This window comes from Ruegeria sp. G12 (assembly GCF_056533565.1).
On the sequence record NZ_JBQFOO010000002.1, the window covers coordinates 349310 to 368398 of the forward strand.

Below are 19089 nucleotides of genomic sequence, written 5' to 3' on the forward strand. Positions count from 1 at the left end.
AGGTCTAAGTCAGGACAACCATACCGGAGGGACCATGACGTTCTGGGTTCTGATACTCCTCATCGCGCTGCTGATTGCGGCTTTCCTCAGCTACACGTTGCTGCGCACCCGTCGCGGTGCGGAACCGGCAGCGGCGTATGATCTGCGCGTGTATCGCGAACAGCTTGCCGGTGTGGACCGTGATTTGGCGCGCGGCGTGATCGGTGAGGCTGATGCAGAACGGGTGCGCACCGAAATCTCGCGCCGCATTCTGGCGGCGGATGCGCAGATGCAGCAGGACGGGGATCAGGCGGGGCCATCTCGGGTGGCTTCGGTGATTACCATATCAGTGCTGGCGCTGTTCCTGATTGGCGGGGCCCTTGCGATGTACTACAGAATGGGTGCTGTTGGCCTGCCGGACTTGCCCTTGAACGCGCGAGTGGAAATGGCCAAGGAAGTGCGCGCGAACCGCCCGGGCCAAGCTGCAGCCGAAGAGTTTACGAACCGGCCACAGCCACGCGAATTGGACGAAAGCTATGCCTCCCTTCTCAAGCAGTTGCGCGAAACGGTTGCAGCGCGACCGGACGATGCGAACGGGCACATGCTGTTGGCGCAACACGAAACCAACGCCGGTAATTTCAAGGCCGGATACACCGCTCAGCAACGGGTGATCGAGTTGTCTGGCGAGGCGGCGACAGCGGACGCTTACGCGGATCTGGCCGAGATGATGATCCTTGCCACCGGCGGCTATATCTCGCCCGAGGCGGAACAGGCCTTGAAACAAGCATTAGACCGCGACCCGCAACATGGTCCGGCCCGCTATTACTGGGGGCAGATGCTGGCGCAAATCGGGCGTCCGGACATTGCCTACCGTGTGTGGGCCGAAACCCTGCATGATGCACCAGCGGGCGCGCCGTGGGCGGATATTATTCGGGCGCAGATCAACGAACTGGCCTTTCGCGCAGGCATCTTCAACGGACCGGACCTGAGTGTCGCGCCATCCGGGTCTGGCCCCAGTCAGGAAGACATGGCCGCCGCTGCGGACCTGACGCCCGATGAGCGGCAGGAAATGATTCAAGGCATGGTGGATCAACTCTCGGACCGTTTGGCCACTGAAGGCGGCTCGCCCGAGGAATGGGGCCGCCTGATCGCCGCCCTTGGGGTTCTGGGCCAGGCCCAGCGCGCCATCGATATCCGGGATGAAGCCATGACCGTTTTCGCCGATGACGCAGCCGCGCTGCAGATCATCGACGCCGCCGCCCTGCAAGCCGGAATCGCGCAATGATCTATGACGAGTTCGAGGGTTTTGCCGAGAGCCTCGCGCCCATGACCGCGTTGATGGGGCTGGACCTTGGCGAAAAGACCATCGGCGTCGCGGTGTCGGACCGGATGCGCGGGGTGGCCAGCCCACTGGAAACCGTACGGCGCAAAAAGTTCACGCTGGACTCGGCGCGCCTGCTGGAAATCGTCGCGGATCGCGAGATCGGAGGCATCCTGCTTGGCCTGCCAAAGAACATGGACGGCACCGAAGGCCCGCGCTGCCAATCCACCCGCGCATTCGCGCGCAATATGTCTCGCCTGACCGAATTGCCCATCGGGTTCTGGGACGAACGGCTGAGCACCGTTGCGGCAGAAAAGGCACTGCTTGAGGCGGATACGACACGAAAACGTCGCGGACAGGTTATCGATCACGTTGCGGCTGGCTATATCTTGCAGGGAGCCTTGGACAGGCTGCGCTTTTTGTAACCGGTCGGAGGCCGCAAATGACGAACATGGTTTGGAAACGGAACGAGGTCGAAAGCCCTTGTATCCAAATCTGTGTCGTGCACCCGACCGAGCGGATTTGTACCGGCTGCTACCGTACCATCGACGAAATCTCGCGCTGGTCGAAAATGGACAGTTCCGAACGCGCCGAGATCATGCATGAACTGCCCTCGCGCAAGCCGCAGCTTTCGAAACGCCGCGGTGGTCGCGCCGGGCGTTTGAACGGGTCTTAATCCAACTATTTTCGCTGTTTCCGAAGCTCTTCGGCGTGGCTTGCGCAGGCACGGGCCAAGATTTGCGCCGCCGCAGGTCAGGCCCGGGTTCCGAGGGGGTAAGAAACCTAAGGGCTTGGAGTCGAATAGCCGACGACCCACGGCGGCGCGGCGCGATCACGCAGCTTCCCGTCCGTGATGGGAAACGCCCGCGTTCTGTTGCTTTTTGACCAATCAATCAAGAAAAAATCCCCTCGGCCAACGCATTCCCTTGCGTCATATTACGCTCGCTCAAGTGCGGGGTACTGCCCCCATCAATTTTCGGATTTGATCTCCCGGTTTTCCGGCTTTCATCCCAAGTCACGAAGCCCTGCCTAACCGGCGGCCAGCCAGGCTTTGGCATTCTCAAAATCACCCGATGGGAAAAACTGGGTCCGTGTCCCCAGAACATGGATCGCGACCCGCTGCGCCATGTGTTGCCAGGCCTTATCCCCGACAATCGCCGCGCGGTCGAGCATCCCGATGTGGCGGCTGGCCACCCGGAAATGCGCCGCCAACGCCGACAGGCCCTGCCAGCCATCAAACTCTCGCAGGTCAATCAACAGGCGGAACCCATCGCGGCCCTGTAGCAGCGTGGCCAGATCGGTCTCGGCCTGTTTGTACTGGTCGGGGTCCAGCTTGCCCAGCAGCCCGATTTGTACACAGGGCGCACCCAGATCGGTGACGTGGATCGAGCCGAGTGACTCGCGTATCCAGCGACGGGCTTCCTCAAGTTCGGCCAGTTCGAACACCTGCACCGGGCAGGGCAAGATTGGGGCGGCCAGGCGAATGCTGGTCTGCACCCAGCCCTGATCCGCCACCACGCCGATCCTGTCGAACCCGCGCCAATGGCCAAGGCCCAGCTTTGTGTCGGACCAGACCGCACCCAGATCATAACCTTTGAATTCCGGCTGCACGATGGCCAGCAGGCGCACCGCGTCATGCTCGGCCAACGCGGCCTCGATCGAGGGGGCCAAAGTGTCAGAGTAATCGGCGCTGGTGACCTCGCCCGACAATTCGACTTCGATCTGCGCACCGTCGGTACTTGTGTGAACCGTCATCATGAGCCAAACCCTCCGAAATCAAAGAATGACAGGAGGTTATGGGGATTCGATCCATTCGGCCACTCCCCCGGCGCATTCGGGGCGGAAATACACGATCATCCGTCCATCCGGACCGGCCGAGGCCCCCTGCCCCCACGGGGCCACTCCGTGCAGGCAATGGCGGTGCAGCAGGTAGGATTCGCCGGGTTTGGCGGGCAGTTCGATCCTTGGGCAGGTCTCAAATACCTCACGCCGGGCGGCTTGGTAGATGTCAGTGATGTCCACCTGATGCAGCGTCTCGCGTGGCTGATTGGCCAAGGCGCGGGCAAAGGCCTGTTGCATGATGATGTGGCTGCCTTCCCACAGAACCATCGGCGCAGCATCCGCGCTGGCTTCGGTCAGCGGAATACCCAATATCCAAGCATGCGGCTCATCCACCCGGCGGCGGCGATCCGGCCCCATCGGGCGCAACCCGTCCACATGGGCCGCGTCCCGGTTGCGGCGATAGCGCGTGGCGGCTTCGCCCTCACCCCGGCGTGGGCGTGGATAGCCGGGATAGATGACCGAGATCTGCCCCTTGTGCAGCGGTAATGGCCCGTAATGCTGCGCGATGAACTCTGCCGCTCGCCCGGCCAGAGGGCCGGACTGCCCTACCCGGCCCAAAGCGTCATTTGGCAGGGCATCGACACCGATGAACCATGTGCCCTCACAATCCAGCCACTCGGCATGGGCGGGATCGGTGGTCGCGGCCCGCGCAATGGGCAGGGCATGGTTCACCCACTCGGCCAGCGTTGGATCATACGGAAACCTGATCCACCCTTTGGCCCGGAAATCGCTCATAGTCCCAAAGCCTTGCGCAACATATTCAAGGCAACCAGTGTCAGGAACACCGCAAAGACCCGTTTCAACGGCTTGGGGTCCATCGCATGGGCCAGTTTGACACCCCACGGCGCTGTGATCATCGTCATGGTGACAACAATTGCGAAGGCCACAAGGTTGACAGCCCCGATGGTCAACGGCGGGCGGTGTTCTGCAGCGACATCGAGAAACAGAAACCCGATCACCGAGGGCACCGCAATGATCACACCAAACCCGGCCGCCGTCGCTACGGCGCGGTGAATGGGCGTGTTGTAAAGGCTCATCAGCGGCACCCCGAAACTGCCGCCTCCAATGCCCATCAGCACGGACAGAAATCCAACCCACGGGGACAGCAGGGCGCGCTTGACCCCTTTGGGCATCGCGTCGCCCAACCGCCACTCGGACCGGCCAAAACCCAGATATGCGCCAATGACCATGCCCAGTACGCCGAACAAGGCCTGCAGCATTTCCGTCCGCAAAGCTGATGCCACAAGCACGCCGAAAATCGCTCCGACTATGATGCCGGGCCCCCAACTGCGCAGGATATCCCAATCGACAGCGCCCTTTTTGTCATGGGCCAGCACCGACCGCAGAGAGGTCACAATGATCGTCGCCAACGAGGTCGCCAGACACAGTTGCATCAACTGCGGCCCGCCATAGCCAAGCGTATGAAAAGCGTAGAAAAAAGCTGGCACCAGAACGATACCGCCGCCAACGCCCAGCAGCCCGGCCAGCACTCCGGCCAGCGCCCCGATTACAAGCAAAAGGCCCAGCATCTGGGCCAGCAACATCGCGTCGGGCATCTTCCCCCCAAGTTGGCCATCCGGGCCGTGGTTCAGTTCCTTCAGACCTCGGCCATCGGGGCCACGTGATCCAGTGCCTGCATCATCACCTCGGGCCCGGCCCCTTCGTGCACCGCGCCCTCGGACAAGGCACGCCGCCACGCGCGTGCGCCGGGACGGCCCGCGAAAAGGCCCAGCATGTGCCGGGTGATCTGATGCAAGCGGCCCCCGGTGGACAAGTGCCGCTCGACATAAGGCACCATTTGCCGGACGATGGCAATCGGATCGCTGTCCGTTCCGCTCTGGAAGATCAGCGTATCGGCCAAGGCCAAAATGTCGGTCGGCTGATGATAGGCCGCGCGTCCGATCATCACGCCATCCAGACCCGCATCCAGATGCGCGCGTGCCTCGTCCAAAGACGTGATACCCCCGTTGATCGAGATGTGCAGATCGGGGAAATCCGCCTTCATTCTGTGCACAAGATCGTAATCCAGTGGTGGGATATCGCGATTTTCCTTGGGGCTAAGACCCTGCAGCCACGCCTTACGGGCGTGGATCGTCACACGTTTGCACCCTGCAGCGCTGATCCGTTCCAGAAATGCGGGCAGAACCTGATGCGGGTCCTGCTCATCCACGCCGATGCGGCATTTGACGGTCACGTCAACATCCACCGCCTCGCGCATGGCCACGACACATTCGGCGACGCGGGCGGGATCTTTCATCAGCACCGCCCCGAACGTGCCGGATTGCACCCGGTCCGAGGGGCAGCCGCAGTTCAGGTTGACCTCATCATACCCGGCCTCGGCCCCCAGCTTTGCTGCCTGCGCCAGCTCATCCGGGTCCGATCCGCCAAGCTGCAGGGCGACCGGGTGTTCCTCGGGGTTGTAGGCCAGCAGATGCAGCGCACCACCCCGCACCAAGGCGGGGGCCGTCACCATCTCGGTATACAGCAAGGTCTGGGAACTCAGCAGCCGGTGCAGATAGCGGCAGTGCCGATCCGTCCAGTCCATCATCGGTGCAACGCTTAAACGCGCGGCTTTTTCTGCGTTACTTTTCAAAGCACCAATTCCGTCTGCTTCTTTGCGAGGCCAGTTCCTGATTCGACTGCGGTGTAGCATATCCACAGGCCGCAGACAGCCGCCCTTCTTTGCGGGTCTTAGGCACTCCCGAGTCCGATTTCTTCCCAATTTCGTCCGACTTGGGCGCGACGAGCGGCCAAAAACCCGCGATAGTCTGGCAAAGGAGTCCGATCTCATGCGATATTCTGGCCTGCGCGTCATCAAAGAAGCCCTGACGGGGCATCGGGGCTGGGGACCCGCATGGCGGGATGCGGCCCCGAATTCCGACTATGATTATGTCATCATCGGCGGCGGCGGGCATGGGTTGGCCACTGCGCATTATCTGGCGAAGGAGTTTGGCCAAAGCCGGATTGCCGTGCTGGAAAAGGGCTGGATCGGCGGCGGCAATGTGGGGCGGAACACGACCATCATCCGCTCGAACTATCTGCTGGACGGGAATGAGCCGTTCTATGAGTTCTCGCTGAAACTGTGGGAGGGGTTGGAGCAGGACCTCAACTACAACGCGATGGTCAGCCAGCGGGGTATTCTGAACCTGATCCACTCGGACGCCCAGCGCGATGCCTATGTCCGGCGCGGCAATGCGATGCTGCTGCATGGCGCGGATGCCGAGTTGCTGTCGACCGAACAGGTGCTGGAAAAATACCCGTTTCTGAACGTCAACAATGCCCGGTTCCCGATCAAGGGCGCTCTGGCACAGCATCGCGGCGGCACCGCGCGGCATGACGCGGTGGCCTGGGGTTACGCCCGCGCCGCCGACCAGCGGGGTGTGGATATCATCCAGAATTGCGAGGTGACGGGCTTTCGCATCGAAAACGGCAGGGTTGTGGGGGTCGAAACCTCTCGCGGTTATATCGGCGCAAAAAAGGTGGCGTCCTGCGTGGCCGGGTCATCCTCGCGCGTGATGGAGAAGGCGGGGATGCGACTGCCGATTGAAAGCCATGTGCTGCAGGCCTTTGTCTCGGAAGGGTTGAAACCTGTCCTGCCGGGGGTCGTCACCTTTGGGGCCGGGCATTTCTATGTCAGCCAGTCCGACAAGGGCGGTCTGGTCTTTGGCGGCGATATCGACGGTTACAACACCTATGCCCAACGCGGCAACCTGCCGGTGGTCGAGGATGTCTGTGAAGGCGGCATGGCGATCTTTCCGATGCTGGGCCGGGTGCGGCTGCTGCGGATGTGGGGCGGCGTGATGGATATGAGCATGGACGGCTCGCCCATCATCGACCGGACCGATATCGAGGGGCTCTATTTCAACGGCGGCTGGTGCTACGGCGGCTTCAAGGCCACGCCCGCCTCGGGCTTTGCCTATGCGCATCTGCTTGCCACCGACAGGCCGCATGACACCGCCACCGCCTATCGTTTTGATCGTTTCGCCAGGGGCCTGATGATCGACGAAAAGGGCGCGGGCAACCAACCGAACCTGCATTAATGGGCAAGAGAAATGATCATCAACCATCCGCTCCTCGGGCCGCGCGATGCTGCTGAGTTCACTTATCTGGGCGACGCCCGCATGATCCAGCGCCCGGACTGGCAGGCCGATAATGCCTTGGAGCGGTTCATCGACTATGGCTATCTGCGCGACAATCCGGCTGGCATGCATCGCGAGCTTTGGTTCCACGAGCAGGGCGACCGGTCATGGCTGGTCGTGACCCGCGACACCACCACGCATGAGATCACGCAGGTCGAACTGGCCCGAGATGTGGCCCGGGCCGAGGGGCGTTCGACATGACCCAGAGCAATCGTCTGACCGGTGGGCTGATCGACCGCGCCACAAGCTTTTCCTTCCGTTTTGATGGCAAGCAGATGACCGGGTACAAAGGCGACACGCTCGCCTCGGCTTTGCTGGCGAATAACGTGCGTCTGATGGGACGGTCCTTCAAATACCACCGCCCGCGCGGGCCTTTCTCAGCCGGATCCGAAGAGCCCAATGCCATCGTCGAACTGCGCGGCGGCGCGCGGCAGGAACCCAACACCCGCGCCACCACAGCCGAACTGTTTGACGGGCTAGAGGCGCGATCACAGAACCGTTGGCCGTCGCTGGCCTTTGATGCGATGTCGATCAATGATCGGCTGTCCGGCTTTCTTGCTGCCGGGTTTTACTACAAGACGTTCATGTGGCCTGCTTCGTTCTGGGAAAAGCTCTACGAGCCGATTATCCGCCGTGCAGCCGGTCTGGGGTCGGTCAGTCATGAGCCCGATCCCGACAACTATGACAAAGGCTTCCGCCACTGCGATCTGCTGATCATCGGCGCAGGACCGGCGGGTCTGGCGGCGGCTCTGACCGTTGGCCGGGCCGGGCTGGACGTCATCCTTGCCGATGAAGATTTCCTGATGGGCGGGCGTCTGAATGCCGAAAGCTTCGCGGTCGGTGATCAAAGCGGCGCGGATTGGGCCGCCGCCACCTGCACTGAGTTGGCCGCCCTGCGCAACGTGCGCCTGATGCCGCGCACCACGGTGATCGGGGCCTTTGACCACGGGATCTACGGCGCGGTCGAGCGGGTCAGCGATCATCTGCCCCAACCCGACCCCGGCAAGCCGCGACAGATCCTGTGGCGTATCTATTCCAAACGCGCGATCCTGTGTGCAGGCGCAACCGAGCGTCCCATCGCGTTCCAAAACAACGACCGACCAGGGATCATGCTGGCCGGGGCCATGCGCGCTTTTGCCAACCGCTGGGCCGCAACCCCGGCGCAAGAGGTCGCGATCTTCACCAACAATGACGACGGACACCGGACAGCCTCCGACCTGCATGCCAAAGGCGTGCGCGTGTCCGCCGTGATCGACACCCGACCCGACGCCCCTCGCAGCTATGACTTCGAGGTTCTGGGCGGAGCTACCATCCAAGGCACCCAAGGCCGTCTGGGCCTAAAAAGCGTGGATGTCACCCTGCAAGACGGCAGCCTCCGGCGCGTCTTTTGCGGCGCGCTTGGGGTCTCGGGCGGGTGGAACCCGAATGTGCAACTAACCTGCCATCAGCGCGGACGGCCGGACTGGGATGCCTCGGTTGCGGTCTTTGTGCCCGGTGCGGCGCTGCCTTCGGGCCTGTCCGTCGCAGGCGCGGCGCAGGGGGTGTTTTCGACAGCGGGCGCTCTGGCATCCGGGGCCGAGGCTGCGGTCACTGTGGCGGATGATCTGGGCCGAACGGCCAAGCCCCCGGCCCTGCCCGAAGCCGAGGACGCGCCCGTCAACATCACGCCCTTCTGGCACGTCCAGGGCGCGAAACGGGCATGGCTGGACCAGCAGAACGACGTGACCGCCAAAGACGTAAAGCTGGCCCATCAGGAAAACTTTGTCTCGGTCGAGCACCTGAAACGCTACACGACGCTGGGCATGGCCACCGATCAAGGCAAGACCGCGAACGTACCAGCGCTGGCGATCATGGCCGAGCTTGCGGGCAAATCGATCCCCGAGACCGGCACCACCATCTTCCGCCCGCCCTACACGCCCACCGCCATCGGCGTGCTGGCCGGACGCTCGCGCGATGCAGAATTCCGCCCCACCCGCAAAACCCCCAGCCACCGCTGGGCAGAGGAACAGGGCGCGGTGTTCGTCGAGGCCGGCATGTGGCTGCGCGCCCAATGGTTCCCCCGCGCGGGCGAGACCCGCTGGCGGCAATCGGTCGATCGCGAGGTGCTGCAGACCCGCAAGTCGGTCGGGGTCTGCGACGTAACCACGCTGGGCAAGATCGACGTGCAGGGATCGGATGCGGCGGCCTTTCTGAACAAGCTCTACTGCAACGGCTTCGCAAAGTTGCCGGTCGGCAAAACCCGCTATGGCCTGATGCTGCGCGAGGATGGAATCGTCATGGATGATGGCACCGCCGCCCGGTTGGCCGAGGATCATTTCGTCGTCACCACAACCACCGCCAATGCCGTAAGTGTCTATCGTCACGTGGAATTCGTGCGCCAGTGTCTGTTCCCGGATATGGACGTTCAACTAATCTCGACCACAGAAAGCTGGGCGCAGTTTTCCGTCGCCGGGCCCAACGCACGCAAGCTGCTTCAAAAGGTGGTAGATTCCGAGTTCGACATCTCGAACGACGCCTTTCCCTTCATGGCCTGTGGCCAGATCACCGTATGCGGCGGGCTGCGGGCGCGGCTGTTCCGCATCTCTTTCTCGGGTGAGCTGGCTTTTGAAATCGCAGTGCCCACTCGCTATGGCGACGCGATGATCCGCCGTCTGATGCAGGCGGGCGAGGAATTCGACGTCACCCCCTATGGCACCGAAGCGCTTGGCGTGATGCGGATCGAGAAAGGTCATGCAGCCGGGAACGAACTGAACGGCACGACCACGGCGCTTAACCTCGGGTTGGGCCGGATGGTGTCGCAGAAAAAGGACTCGATTGGCCTGATCCTATCGCAGCGCGAAGGGCTGATGCAGGACGATGCGCTGAAACTCGTGGGGCTGAAACCGGTCGATCCAGACAATCAGGTCCCGGCAGGGGCGCATCTGATGACCAAGGGCGATCCGGTCGATGCGGCGCATGATCAGGGCTATGTCACCTCGGCCTGCTATTCGCCCCATATCGGCAGTCACATCGCGCTTGGCTTGCTGAAATCCGGCGAGGCCCGGATGGGTGAGACGATCCGTCTGGTCAGCCCCCTGACCGGGCAGGATCACGACGTCGAAGTAGTCAGCGCCCATTTTGTCGACCCGGACGGAGACCGCCTCCATGCATGATCTGACACCCCTTACCCCCCTGTTCGCGGAAGCTGCGCAGGTGGACACAATAGCTGGCGTCACGCTACGCGAGGTGACCGACGTGGCGCTTGCCTCGGTCGCGGCGCGCGCGGGCGGTGAGGCTGAAACCCAAGCGCTGGTGGCTGGTTTCATCGGCGGCGCGGCCCCCGGACCGGGCCACGCGACCCTAGGCAACCTGTCCGCGTTTTGGACCGGGACGGAGCAATGGATGATTGAGGCCCCTCTGGACAGCCACGAGGACCTTGCGGCCCAACTGACCGCCAAAACCGGCGGCAAGGCCAGCGTCACCGAACAGACCGACGGCTGGTGCCGGTTCGATCTGGAGGGCGAAGGGCTGGCGGCGGTGTTCGAACTGCTGTGCCCGCTGGATTTGCGCAACTGCACCGGCGGCGAGGCGACGCGCACGACAATCGACCATCTCGGCTGTTTCGTGATCTGCCGCACGCCGCAACTGATCTCGGTTCTGGGGCCACGCTCGGCCGCCGGATCGCTGCACCATGCGTTTGTGGCGGCGATGCGGGCGGCTGGTTGAGAAAGACCAAACGCTAAAGCGACGGAACCGGCAGGTTACCCTGCACCCGATACAGATTGATCCGCTGCCGGTCCTCTTTGGGTGAAATCCCGAATTCCGACTGGTAGTGGCCGGAAAACACCTTGACGTTGGCATAACCGACCGCTGCGGCGATATCGGCCATCCTTTCGTTCGAATACATCACAATCTGACGCGCCGCCCGCATGCGCATAGTGCGGAAAAAGCCGGTCGGGTTGCGGCCCGTCGCCTTTTTGAAACTGCGCTCGATATGGCGCGGCGACACCTTCAGGATTTCCCCTAGCCGCGCAATCGGCATCGGGTCCGCCAGGTTCTGCGTGTAGAGCTCCACCGCGCGGGCCACCAGCGGCGGGAAGCTGGCGTCGGTCTGGTCGTTGGCCGCCACCGGAACCACCTGCTTGACGCCTGCCTTGCGCATCATCGGGTGCTGGAACCAACAGGCGACCTCGGTCGAGATGCGGGGGCCAAGCTGCGCCTCGATCATGCTCAGCGCCAGATCAAACGCCGCCGCTGCGCCCGAGGCGGTGACGATGTGAGGTCCGATTTCAACCACCTGATCCGAGGCGGCCATCTTCGGAAACTCGGTCCGAAACGCCGCCGCGTAGCACCAGTGCACGGACACGGCATCGTCACCCACCGCCCCGGATCGGCATAGTGGAAAGACGCCGCCGCTGACCGCCCCCAGCCGCGTCCCGTGCCGTAGTAGCCGACGCAGATGGGCGGGGGATTGCGGATCGGAAAACGTGGCACTTGGCGCGGACAGAAGGATCAGATAATTCAGTGATTTCAAATCTTTCAACAGCACTGAGGGGTCAAAGTCCACATCCGCGCTGGATCGTACTTTACCGGGTTGTTCCGAGATCAGGGACCAGGAAAATACCTCTTGGCCCGAGATCTCATTCGCGGCGCGCAAGGGCTCGATCAGCGAGGTCAGGCAGGCCATGGGAAAGCCCGGAAAAATCAAAAATCCGGTGCGGGTCTGTCTTTGGGTCATGATGTGCCACTGGTCCGATTCACTCCGGGTAGCTGTATCACGGCCAGTTGGTTTTCGTTTAACGGAAAATGAGTGCAACCGCCCCTGGCACCTTACCCGTTGGCAGAGATTCCATACCGGCTGATCATCATCTCAACGCTGTTCTCTATCGTTTCCGCCATCTCGGCCTCGCTGAGCACCGATCCCGAAAACAGCAAGGGCCAGAACGCCCGCGCCTTGATCAGGCCGATGAACTCACGCCCGGCTTTTTCCGGATCGTCGATCTGCAGCTGCCCGTCCTCAGCCGCGTCGCGCAGCATGTCGATAAAGGCTGCGGTCTTGTCCAGCCTTCCCTGCGCCTCGGCCGCAAGAACCGGGTTGCGCAAGGTTTCGCTGATCACCATCCGCGACATCGCCATCACGTCCGGCGACATCAGGATGCGGCCCTCGGCCCAGGCGAGTTCGGTTAACTGATCACGTACATCGCGCCCTTTTTCGTAGCGGATTTCCACCACTTCGGCAAAGCGGCTGGACAGTTCGATCACGATCGAGCGGAACAGGTTTTCCTTACTTTCCACATACTTGTACAGCGTGCGCTTTGACACCTCGGCCCGGGCCGAGATGCGATCCATACTGGCTGCGGCAAAGCCCTTTTCCTGAAACTCTGCCACCGCAGCTTCGATGATCTGTGCATGCTTTGACGCGTTAGGTGCGCTGCTTTCACTCATGCCCGAGCTATAGACCCATTGACGGGCCGCGGTCAAACACTAGGTAAACGCAAGAGTTTACAGACTCGATTTTCTGTGCCACTAGTAAACCCGTGAGTTTACCGACTCAGGTAACCAGCCCAACATGGAGATCCCCCTCATGCCACTCACACTGAAACTGAACGGCGAGACCCACACGGTTGACGCCGAACCCGGCACCCCGCTTCTGTGGGTGATCCGGGATGAGCTTAAGCTGACCGGAACCAAATTCGGCTGCGGCGTCGCCTCCTGCGGGGCCTGCACTGTGCATCTGAACGGCGAGCCGGTGCGCTCGTGCCAGACCTATGTCGAGGATGTCGAAGATGCCGAAATCACCACGATTGAGGCCATCGGAGATGACAAAATCGGGGCTGCCGTACAGCAGGCCTGGGTCGAGTTGGATGTGGTGCAGTGCGGCTATTGCCAGTCGGGTCAGGTGATGTCGGCTGTGGGTCTTCTGTCCGAGAACCCCAAGCCCAGCGCCGAAGAGATTGACAGCTACATGCACGGCAACGCCTGCCGTTGCGCCACCTATCAACGCATCCGCGCCGGTATCCAGCGCGCGTCCGAAATTCTGGAGGCCTGATCCATGACCCTCAACACTTCTCGCCGTGGATTTCTGAAAGGCGCCGCTGCTGCCAGTGCCGTTCTGCTGGTTGGTGCCCGTCCTGATGGCGCACTGGCAGCGGCGTCGTCCGAAAGCGCCATGCTCAACCCGTTCGTGAAGATTGACGCCGATGGCACCGTGACCGCCATCGTCAAACACTTTGAAAAAGGTCAAGGCCCCGCAACCGGCCTGCCCACACTGATCGCTGAGGAAATCGGCCTGACCATTGATCAAATCGGGTACGAATTCGCGCCCTCTGATCCCAACGTCTACAACAATCTGGCGCTTGGCCCGTTTCAGGGCACCGGCGGCTCGACCGCGATGGCGAATTCCTGGCTGCAATACCGTCAGGCCGGGGCCGCCGCGCGGGAAATGCTGATCAACGCCGCTGCACAAAGCTGGGGTGTGGATGCTTCGGGCGTCACCATCGAAGACGGTATCGTCAAAGCGGGCGACAAATCCGCTCCGATCGCGGAATTCGTCGCTGCGGCGTCGCAACTGGAGGTCCCGGCGGAACCGCGTCTTAAGGACCCTTCCGAATTCCGACTGATTGGCAATGAAGCAGTCCGCCGCAAGGACTCGGCGATCAAAGGTAATGGGCAGGCGATGTACGCGATGGACGTTCACCTGCCGAACCAGATGGTCGCAATGATCAAGCGCCCTGAAGCGCGCGGCGGCACCGCACTCGGTTTTGACGACAGCGCGTCGAAAGAGGTCAAAGGCTATATCAACTCCGCCGTTCTGCCCAATCAGGCGGGTGTTGCGGTTTATGCCGAAAACACATGGGCCGCGATCCAGGCACGCGATGCGCTTGAGGTCGAGTGGGATATGTCGAGCGCGGAAACCCGCGATTCCGACCAGATCAGGGCCGAGATCATGGCCGCGCTGGAGGCTGAGCCCACATACAATGTGAACGGGGCAGACACCGCAGCCGTTGTGGCGGCAATCGACGGGGCGGACAAGGTCATCGAAAAGACCTTCTACTTCCCGCTGCTCGCCCATGCCCCGATGGAGCCCTTGAACTGCACCATCGAACAGACCGCCGAGGGCGATATCGTCCTGCATGACGGTGCGCAGATGCCGACCGGGCCGCATATGGCCTATCAGCAGATCTTCCAACTGCCCGCTGAGAAGATTCACATCAAGACAATGCTGGCCGGTGGCTCTTTCGGGCGTCGCGCCACGCCGGACGCGGATTATCAGGTCGAGGCCGCGTTGGCCTTTGTCGTCACCGACCGCACACGCCCGGTGAAGCTGGTCTGGACGCGCGAGGATGACATTCGCAGCGGATACTATCGCCCCGCCTTTGGCCACAAAGTGCGCGTGGGTCTGGATGCCGATGGCAATATCGTCGGATGGCAGCATCAGGTTGCCGGGCAGTCCATCATCAAGGGCACCGCGTTCGAGGCTATGGTGGTTAAAGATGGCATCGATCACACTTCGATCGAAGGCATCGGCGACAGCCCCTATGCGATACCGGGCATGGCGGTGGGGTTGACCGACACGCCCAAGGCGACCTCGGTCCTTTGGTGGCGGTCGGTGGGGCATACTCACACGGCCTATGCGATGGAAACGATGATGGACCTTGTGGCGCAAGCTGCTGGCCGCGACCCGGTGGAATTCCGGCTGGCCCATCTGGTTGACGACACCGACCCGGATCAAAAGCGTAAAGCAGGCGTCCTGAAACTGGCCATTGAAAAGGCCGGTTGGGGTAACGTGCCAGCCGGCCGGGCGCAGGGTGTGGCGGTTCACAAGTCGTTCGGATCCTACGCTGCGCAGGTGGTTGAGGTGTCTGGCGACCCGGAAAACGGCATTCGGATCGAAAAGGTGACCTGCGCCGTGGATTGCGGCATCGCCGTCAACCCGGACGTGGTGCGGGCGCAGATGGAGGGCGGTATCGGTTATGGCATCGGCCATGTGATGCGTGACCAAATCACCCTGACCAGCGGGGCCGTGGATCAGTTCAACTTCCCGGATTACGAGCCTCTGCGGATTGGTGACATCGCCGCCATTGACGTACATATCGTGCCGTCTGCCGAAGCGCCCTCGGGCGTTGGGGAACCCGGCACGCCGCCATCTGCCCCGGCGCTGGCGAATGCGATCAACGCCCTGTCCGGGGTGCAGGTCGCTGAAATGCCGATGGCCGAGAACGGGGTTAACTTCCTCTGACCCGATGGTCCCCGCGCCTTGGCGACAGGGCGCGGGGATTATCACCTAAGGACCGGCCACTAAATTTGATCAAATTTAGTGACAAGCGCGGGCGGCTCCAGTACATCTCGGGAAACGAGAGGAACGGAGACCCCAATGGACCTGAGCGCCCTGCACAGTTTTCGCGTCGCCGCCTGTGACCTGAACGGCCAGTTGCGGGGCAAACGCGTGCCGCCTTCTTATGCCGACAAGCTGGACAAAGGCGCGGTGCGGATGCCGCTTTCGGCGCTGAACGTGGATTTGTGGGGCGCTGACATTGATGGCAGCCCTCTGGTGTTTGAAAGCGGCGACGCCGACGGCGTTCTGCTGCCCACCGAACGCGGCCCTGTCCCGGTGCCTTGGCTCGATGCTGAGACGGTCCTGGTGCCGATGTGCCTCTATGATGACGCGGGCCAACCCTTCCCCGGCGATCCCCGGCACGCCCTGTCCGCAGTGCTGGACCGCTACGCAAAGCGCGGTTGCTCCGTGGTCGCCGCGACCGAGTTGGAGTTCACCCTGATCGACGCCTCCGGGGCGCAGCCGCAACCCCCGATCAACCCGATCACCGGACGCAGGCTGTCGGACGAGGCGGTCTTGTCCCTAGCCGAAATGGACGCTTTTGAGGCCTTCTTCACCGACCTTTACGACGGCTGCGCGGCAATGGGTCTCCCGGCGCAAACGGCCATCTCGGAAAGCGGCATCGGCCAGTTCGAGATCAACCTGAACCATCAGGACGCAATGCGCTGCGCCGATGATACATGGCTTTTCAAGGCATTGACGCGCGGCTTGGCGCGGAAACACGGGTTCTGCGCGACCTTCATGGCCAAGCCCTATGCGGATGATGCCGGGAATGGGATGCATGTGCATTTTTCGGTTCTTGATCAGGATGGGCGCAACGTCTTCGACGATGGCGGCCCCGAGGGTACCGACCTGTTACGCTCGGCCGTGGCCGGGTGCCTTGCGGCCATGCCCGGCAGCACGCTGATCTTTGCACCACATGGCAATTCCTACACCCGCCTTGTGCCCAGCGCCCATGCGCCGACCGGGGCAAGCTGGGCCTATGAGAACAGAACCGCCGCCATTCGTATCCCCGGCGGCCCCTCGGCTGCGCGGCGTATCGAGCACCGCGTTGCGGGCGGGGATATCAACCCGTATCTGATGCTGGCAGCCGTTCTGGGCGCGGCTCTGGTGGGGATCGAAGACAGTCTGAAACCCCCCGCCCCGATCTCGGGCAACGCCTATCAGATCAAGGGCCTGCCGCAACTGGCCAGCGACTGGGCCGCCGCCGTCGAGGCCTTTGAAACGGACCCAATGGTCGCCCGCCTGTTTCCGCCCGACCTGATCCGGTATATGGCTATGACCAAACGGCAAGAGATCGCGCGCTTTGCGGACCGCCCCGCCGAGGACCACTGGCTGAGCTATCTCGAGGCCGTCTGACCCCACTTGCCCGGCAAAACCAACTCGGGTAGGTTAAATTTGATCAAATTTGGTGAACCATGAAAATCGGTATTCTACAAACCGGCCACTCTCCTGATGGGTTGAAAGACGAATTCGGGGATTATGATGATCTGTTTCCGGCGCTTCTGGATGGCAACGGGTTCGAGTTCGAAACCTTTGCCGTTGTCGATGATGTGTTTCCGGACAGCACTGCGGACGCGGATGGCTGGCTGATCACCGGATCGCGGCACGGCGCGTATGAGGACCTGCCCTGGATTCCGAAGCTCGAGCAGCTGATCCGCGATATCCATACCAGCGGCGCGCCGATCGTCGGCGTGTGCTTTGGCCATCAGATCATCGCGCAGGCGCTGGGTGGCCGGGTCGAGAAGTTCTCGGGCGGGTGGTCCGTGGGCCGGACCGAATACGACTTTGACGGCAAGAAGGTCTGGTTGAACGCCTGGCATCAGGATCAGGTTGTCGAGGCCCCCGCAAGCGCGCGCGTCGTGGGGCAGAACGACTTCTGCCGGAATGCGATGCTGTCTTATGGCGACACGATCTGGACGGTTCAGGCCCACCCGGAGTTTTCGAATGATTTCGTAACCGGCCTGATGCGCACGCGCGGCAAGGGTCTGGTGCCCGACGCCCTGATGGAAGCCGCCGCAAACCGGCGGACAGCCCCAGATGACAATGCCAATATCGCGCACTACATGGCCGAGTTTCTCAAGAAAGAGAGGGCCTGATGGCCGACTGGACAGATCAGCTGCCGCAGGCGGCGCGCACCTATATTGACGGGCACCGATTGGACGAGGTCGAGTGCATCATCTCGGACCTGCCCGGCATTGCGCGCGGCAAGGCGGTGCCTGCGTCGAAATTCGCAAAGCAGACCTATTTCCACCTGCCCGACAGCGTCTTTTATCAGACGATCACCGGCGACTGGGGTGAGGCTGCGGGTGAGGACGGGTTCATCGAACGGGATATGATCCTGAAGCCCGATTTCTCGACCGCGTCCGCCGCGCCGTGGACCGGCGACTGGACGCTGCAGGTGATCCACGACGCCTATGATCGCGATGACAATCCGATCCCGTTCAGCCCGCGCAACGTACTGAAACGCGTCGTGCAATTGTATCTCGACAAGGGCTGGAAACCGGTCGTGGCCCCGGAGATGGAGTTCTTTCTGGTCGCCCCCAACGTCGATCCCGCACAGGGGATCACGCCGATGATGGGCCGCTCGGGCCGCCCTGCGGCAGCGCGTCAGGCCTATTCAATGACGGCGGTGGATGAATTCGGCCCGGTGATCGACGACATCTACGATTTCGCCGAACATCAGGGGTTTGAGATCGACGGCATCACCCAGGAAGGCGGGGCCGGTCAGCTTGAGATCAACCTGCGCCACGGCAACCCGGTGAAGCTGGCTGATGAGGTGTTCTATTTCAAACGTCTGATCCGCGAGGCCGCCCTGCGGCACAATTGCTTCGCCACCTTCATGGCCAAACCGATCGAGGATGAGCCGGGCTCGGCCATGCATATCCATCACTCGATTATCGACATGGAGACCGGCCAGAACATCTTCTCGGGCCCTCAAGGCGGTGAGACGGACGCGTTCTACAACTTCATTGCCGGTCTGCAGAACCACCTGCCCGCCGGTCTGGCGGTGATGGCACCCTACGTGAACTCGTACCGGCGCTATGTGAAAGACCACGCCGCGCCGATCAATCTGGAATGGGCGCGCGACAACCGCACGACGGGCATCCGCGTGCCTCTGTCCGGGCCGGAAGCACGGCGGGTCGAAAACCGCATCGCCGGGATGGATTGTAACCCGTATCTGGGCATCGCGCTGTCGCTGGCCTGTGGTTATCTGGGCCTGACCCAGCAGGAACGCCCGCGCCGTCAGTTCTATGGGGATGCCTATGAGGGCGACGGCGACATTCCGCAGGTCATGGGCAGCGCGCTGGAACTGTTCGATGGAGCCACCGCCTTGCACGAGGTTCTGGGGCCGGAATTCGCGCGCGTCTATGGGATCGTCAAACGGGCCGAGTACGAAGAGTTCCTGCAGGTGATCTCTCCGTGGGAGCGAGAGCATCTTTTGCTGAATGTCTAGGCCTTTGGGACCGTTCGGGATGTCCGTATTTGGAACG

General features: G+C 62.2%; 18 protein-coding genes. 12 read left to right on the forward strand and 6 right to left on the reverse strand.

The annotated features are described in order from the left end of the window. Positions 1–34 precede the first annotated feature (34 nt). The 3 genes from ccmI to ACR0JN_RS05580 are packed head-to-tail and all read left to right on the forward strand — an operon-like array spanning position 35 to position 1976. Positions 35–1264, forward strand: coding sequence for a c-type cytochrome biogenesis protein CcmI (gene ccmI, locus ACR0JN_RS05570; protein WP_480884669.1), 1230 nt, complete (start codon positions 35–37; stop codon positions 1262–1264). Further along, positions 1261–1725: a Holliday junction resolvase RuvX gene (ruvX, locus tag ACR0JN_RS05575; RefSeq protein ID WP_480884670.1), complete on the forward strand. Its 465-nt coding sequence runs from the start codon at positions 1261–1263 to the stop codon at positions 1723–1725. Before ccmI ends, ruvX begins: the two co-directional genes overlap by 4 nt. Before the next feature lie 17 nt (positions 1726–1742). Continuing rightward, entirely contained in the window at positions 1743–1976 is a 234-nt protein-coding gene (locus ACR0JN_RS05580; RefSeq protein WP_480884671.1) for a DUF1289 domain-containing protein, read from the forward strand. Positions 1977–2329: 353 nt separating this feature from the next. Here the strand turns inward: ACR0JN_RS05580 and ACR0JN_RS05585 are convergent, their stop codons facing one another. From ACR0JN_RS05585 to dusA, 4 genes are read right to left on the reverse strand one after another with little or no spacing between them, the layout of a single operon-like run. Next, the gene (locus tag ACR0JN_RS05585) at positions 2330–3058 is read right to left on the reverse strand and encodes a SpoIIAA family protein (RefSeq protein ID WP_480884672.1); all 729 of its coding nucleotides are present in this window, start codon (positions 3056–3058) and stop codon (positions 2330–2332) included. A 36-nt stretch (positions 3059–3094) separates the two neighbouring features. Then, positions 3095–3877, reverse strand: a complete 783-nt coding sequence (locus tag ACR0JN_RS05590; RefSeq protein ID WP_480815225.1) for a hypothetical protein — start codon at positions 3875–3877, stop codon at positions 3095–3097. After that, on the reverse strand, positions 3874–4698 hold the full coding sequence (locus ACR0JN_RS05595) for a sulfite exporter TauE/SafE family protein (RefSeq protein WP_480884673.1): 825 nt from the start codon (positions 4696–4698) through the stop codon (positions 3874–3876). Before ACR0JN_RS05595 ends, ACR0JN_RS05590 begins: the two co-directional genes overlap by 4 nt. 41 nt (positions 4699–4739) lie before the next feature. After that, positions 4740–5735 carry a tRNA dihydrouridine(20/20a) synthase DusA gene (dusA, locus tag ACR0JN_RS05600; RefSeq protein WP_480884674.1) on the reverse strand — a complete coding sequence of 332 codons (996 nt, stop codon included), beginning with the start codon at positions 5733–5735 and terminating at the stop codon, positions 4740–4742. 196 nt (positions 5736–5931) lie between these two features. Between dusA and ACR0JN_RS05605 the strand changes: the two genes are divergently transcribed. Genes ACR0JN_RS05605 through ACR0JN_RS05620 form a run of 4 tightly spaced genes read left to right on the forward strand, consistent with a single transcriptional unit; the run spans position 5932 to position 10986 of the window. Then, a complete protein-coding gene (locus ACR0JN_RS05605; RefSeq protein ID WP_480884675.1) occupies positions 5932–7182 on the forward strand; it encodes a sarcosine oxidase subunit beta family protein in 1251 nt (416 codons plus the stop codon). A gap of 12 nt (positions 7183–7194) precedes the next feature. Then, positions 7195–7482, forward strand: coding sequence for a sarcosine oxidase subunit delta (locus ACR0JN_RS05610; protein WP_480884676.1), 288 nt, complete (start codon positions 7195–7197; stop codon positions 7480–7482). Next, complete coding sequence (locus ACR0JN_RS05615; RefSeq protein WP_480884677.1) at positions 7479–10433, forward strand: sarcosine oxidase subunit alpha family protein; 2955 nt, start codon at positions 7479–7481, stop codon at positions 10431–10433. The genes ACR0JN_RS05610 and ACR0JN_RS05615 overlap by 4 nt, the downstream gene beginning before the upstream one ends. After that, on the forward strand, positions 10426–10986 hold the full coding sequence (locus ACR0JN_RS05620; RefSeq protein ID WP_480884678.1) for a sarcosine oxidase subunit gamma: 561 nt from the start codon (positions 10426–10428) through the stop codon (positions 10984–10986). Before ACR0JN_RS05615 ends, ACR0JN_RS05620 begins: the two co-directional genes overlap by 8 nt. Positions 10987–10999: 13 nt before the next feature. On the opposite strand, the gene ACR0JN_RS05625 is transcribed toward ACR0JN_RS05620, so the two are convergent. Continuing rightward, complete coding sequence (locus ACR0JN_RS05625; RefSeq protein ID WP_480884679.1) at positions 11000–11998, reverse strand: GlxA family transcriptional regulator; 999 nt, start codon at positions 11996–11998, stop codon at positions 11000–11002. 92 nt (positions 11999–12090) lie between these two features. Next, complete coding sequence (locus tag ACR0JN_RS05630) at positions 12091–12705, reverse strand: TetR/AcrR family transcriptional regulator (RefSeq protein WP_480884680.1); 615 nt, start codon at positions 12703–12705, stop codon at positions 12091–12093. A gap of 139 nt (positions 12706–12844) precedes the next feature. Between ACR0JN_RS05630 and ACR0JN_RS05635 the strand changes: the two genes are divergently transcribed. From ACR0JN_RS05635 to ACR0JN_RS05655, 5 genes are all read left to right on the forward strand, one after another. Then, complete coding sequence (locus ACR0JN_RS05635) at positions 12845–13309, forward strand: (2Fe-2S)-binding protein (RefSeq protein WP_480815216.1); 465 nt, start codon at positions 12845–12847, stop codon at positions 13307–13309. A 3-nt stretch (positions 13310–13312) separates the two neighbouring features. Next, positions 13313–15499 carry a xanthine dehydrogenase family protein molybdopterin-binding subunit gene (locus ACR0JN_RS05640; protein WP_480884681.1) on the forward strand — a complete coding sequence of 729 codons (2187 nt, stop codon included), beginning with the start codon at positions 13313–13315 and terminating at the stop codon, positions 15497–15499. A gap of 135 nt (positions 15500–15634) precedes the next feature. Next, a complete protein-coding gene (locus ACR0JN_RS05645; protein ID WP_480884682.1) occupies positions 15635–16954 on the forward strand; it encodes a glutamine synthetase family protein in 1320 nt (439 codons plus the stop codon). Between the two features lie 59 nt (positions 16955–17013). Next, on the forward strand, positions 17014–17694 hold the full coding sequence (locus ACR0JN_RS05650) for a type 1 glutamine amidotransferase (protein ID WP_480884683.1): 681 nt from the start codon (positions 17014–17016) through the stop codon (positions 17692–17694). Then, a complete protein-coding gene (locus tag ACR0JN_RS05655; protein ID WP_480884684.1) occupies positions 17694–19052 on the forward strand; it encodes a glutamine synthetase family protein in 1359 nt (452 codons plus the stop codon). Before ACR0JN_RS05650 ends, ACR0JN_RS05655 begins: the two co-directional genes overlap by 1 nt. Positions 19053–19089: the final 37 nt, after the last annotated feature.

Bases quoted from the DNA above. Each gene is read 5' to 3' on its own strand.
- ccmI (WP_480884669.1), top strand. From the start codon at position 35: ATGACGTTCTGGGTTCTGATACTCCTCATCGCGCTGCTGATTGCGGCT.
- ruvX (WP_480884670.1), top strand. From the start codon at position 1,261: ATGATCTATGACGAGTTCGAGGGTTTTGCCGAGAGCCTCGCGCCCATG.
- ACR0JN_RS05580 (WP_480884671.1), top strand. From the start codon at position 1,743: ATGACGAACATGGTTTGGAAACGGAACGAGGTCGAAAGCCCTTGTATC.
- ACR0JN_RS05585 (WP_480884672.1), bottom strand. From the start codon at position 3,058: ATGATGACGGTTCACACAAGTACCGACGGTGCGCAGATCGAAGTCGAA.
- ACR0JN_RS05590 (WP_480815225.1), bottom strand. From the start codon at position 3,877: ATGAGCGATTTCCGGGCCAAAGGGTGGATCAGGTTTCCGTATGATCCA.
- ACR0JN_RS05595 (WP_480884673.1), bottom strand. From the start codon at position 4,698: ATGCCCGACGCGATGTTGCTGGCCCAGATGCTGGGCCTTTTGCTTGTA.
- ACR0JN_RS05605 (WP_480884675.1), top strand. From the start codon at position 5,932: ATGCGATATTCTGGCCTGCGCGTCATCAAAGAAGCCCTGACGGGGCAT.
- ACR0JN_RS05610 (WP_480884676.1), top strand. From the start codon at position 7,195: ATGATCATCAACCATCCGCTCCTCGGGCCGCGCGATGCTGCTGAGTTC.
- ACR0JN_RS05615 (WP_480884677.1), top strand. From the start codon at position 7,479: ATGACCCAGAGCAATCGTCTGACCGGTGGGCTGATCGACCGCGCCACA.
- ACR0JN_RS05620 (WP_480884678.1), top strand. From the start codon at position 10,426: ATGCATGATCTGACACCCCTTACCCCCCTGTTCGCGGAAGCTGCGCAG.
- ACR0JN_RS05625 (WP_480884679.1), bottom strand. From the start codon at position 11,998: ATGACCCAAAGACAGACCCGCACCGGATTTTTGATTTTTCCGGGCTTT.
- ACR0JN_RS05630 (WP_480884680.1), bottom strand. From the start codon at position 12,705: ATGAGTGAAAGCAGCGCACCTAACGCGTCAAAGCATGCACAGATCATC.
- ACR0JN_RS05635 (WP_480815216.1), top strand. From the start codon at position 12,845: ATGCCACTCACACTGAAACTGAACGGCGAGACCCACACGGTTGACGCC.
- ACR0JN_RS05640 (WP_480884681.1), top strand. From the start codon at position 13,313: ATGACCCTCAACACTTCTCGCCGTGGATTTCTGAAAGGCGCCGCTGCT.
- ACR0JN_RS05645 (WP_480884682.1), top strand. From the start codon at position 15,635: ATGGACCTGAGCGCCCTGCACAGTTTTCGCGTCGCCGCCTGTGACCTG.
- ACR0JN_RS05650 (WP_480884683.1), top strand. From the start codon at position 17,014: ATGAAAATCGGTATTCTACAAACCGGCCACTCTCCTGATGGGTTGAAA.
- ACR0JN_RS05655 (WP_480884684.1), top strand. From the start codon at position 17,694: ATGGCCGACTGGACAGATCAGCTGCCGCAGGCGGCGCGCACCTATATT.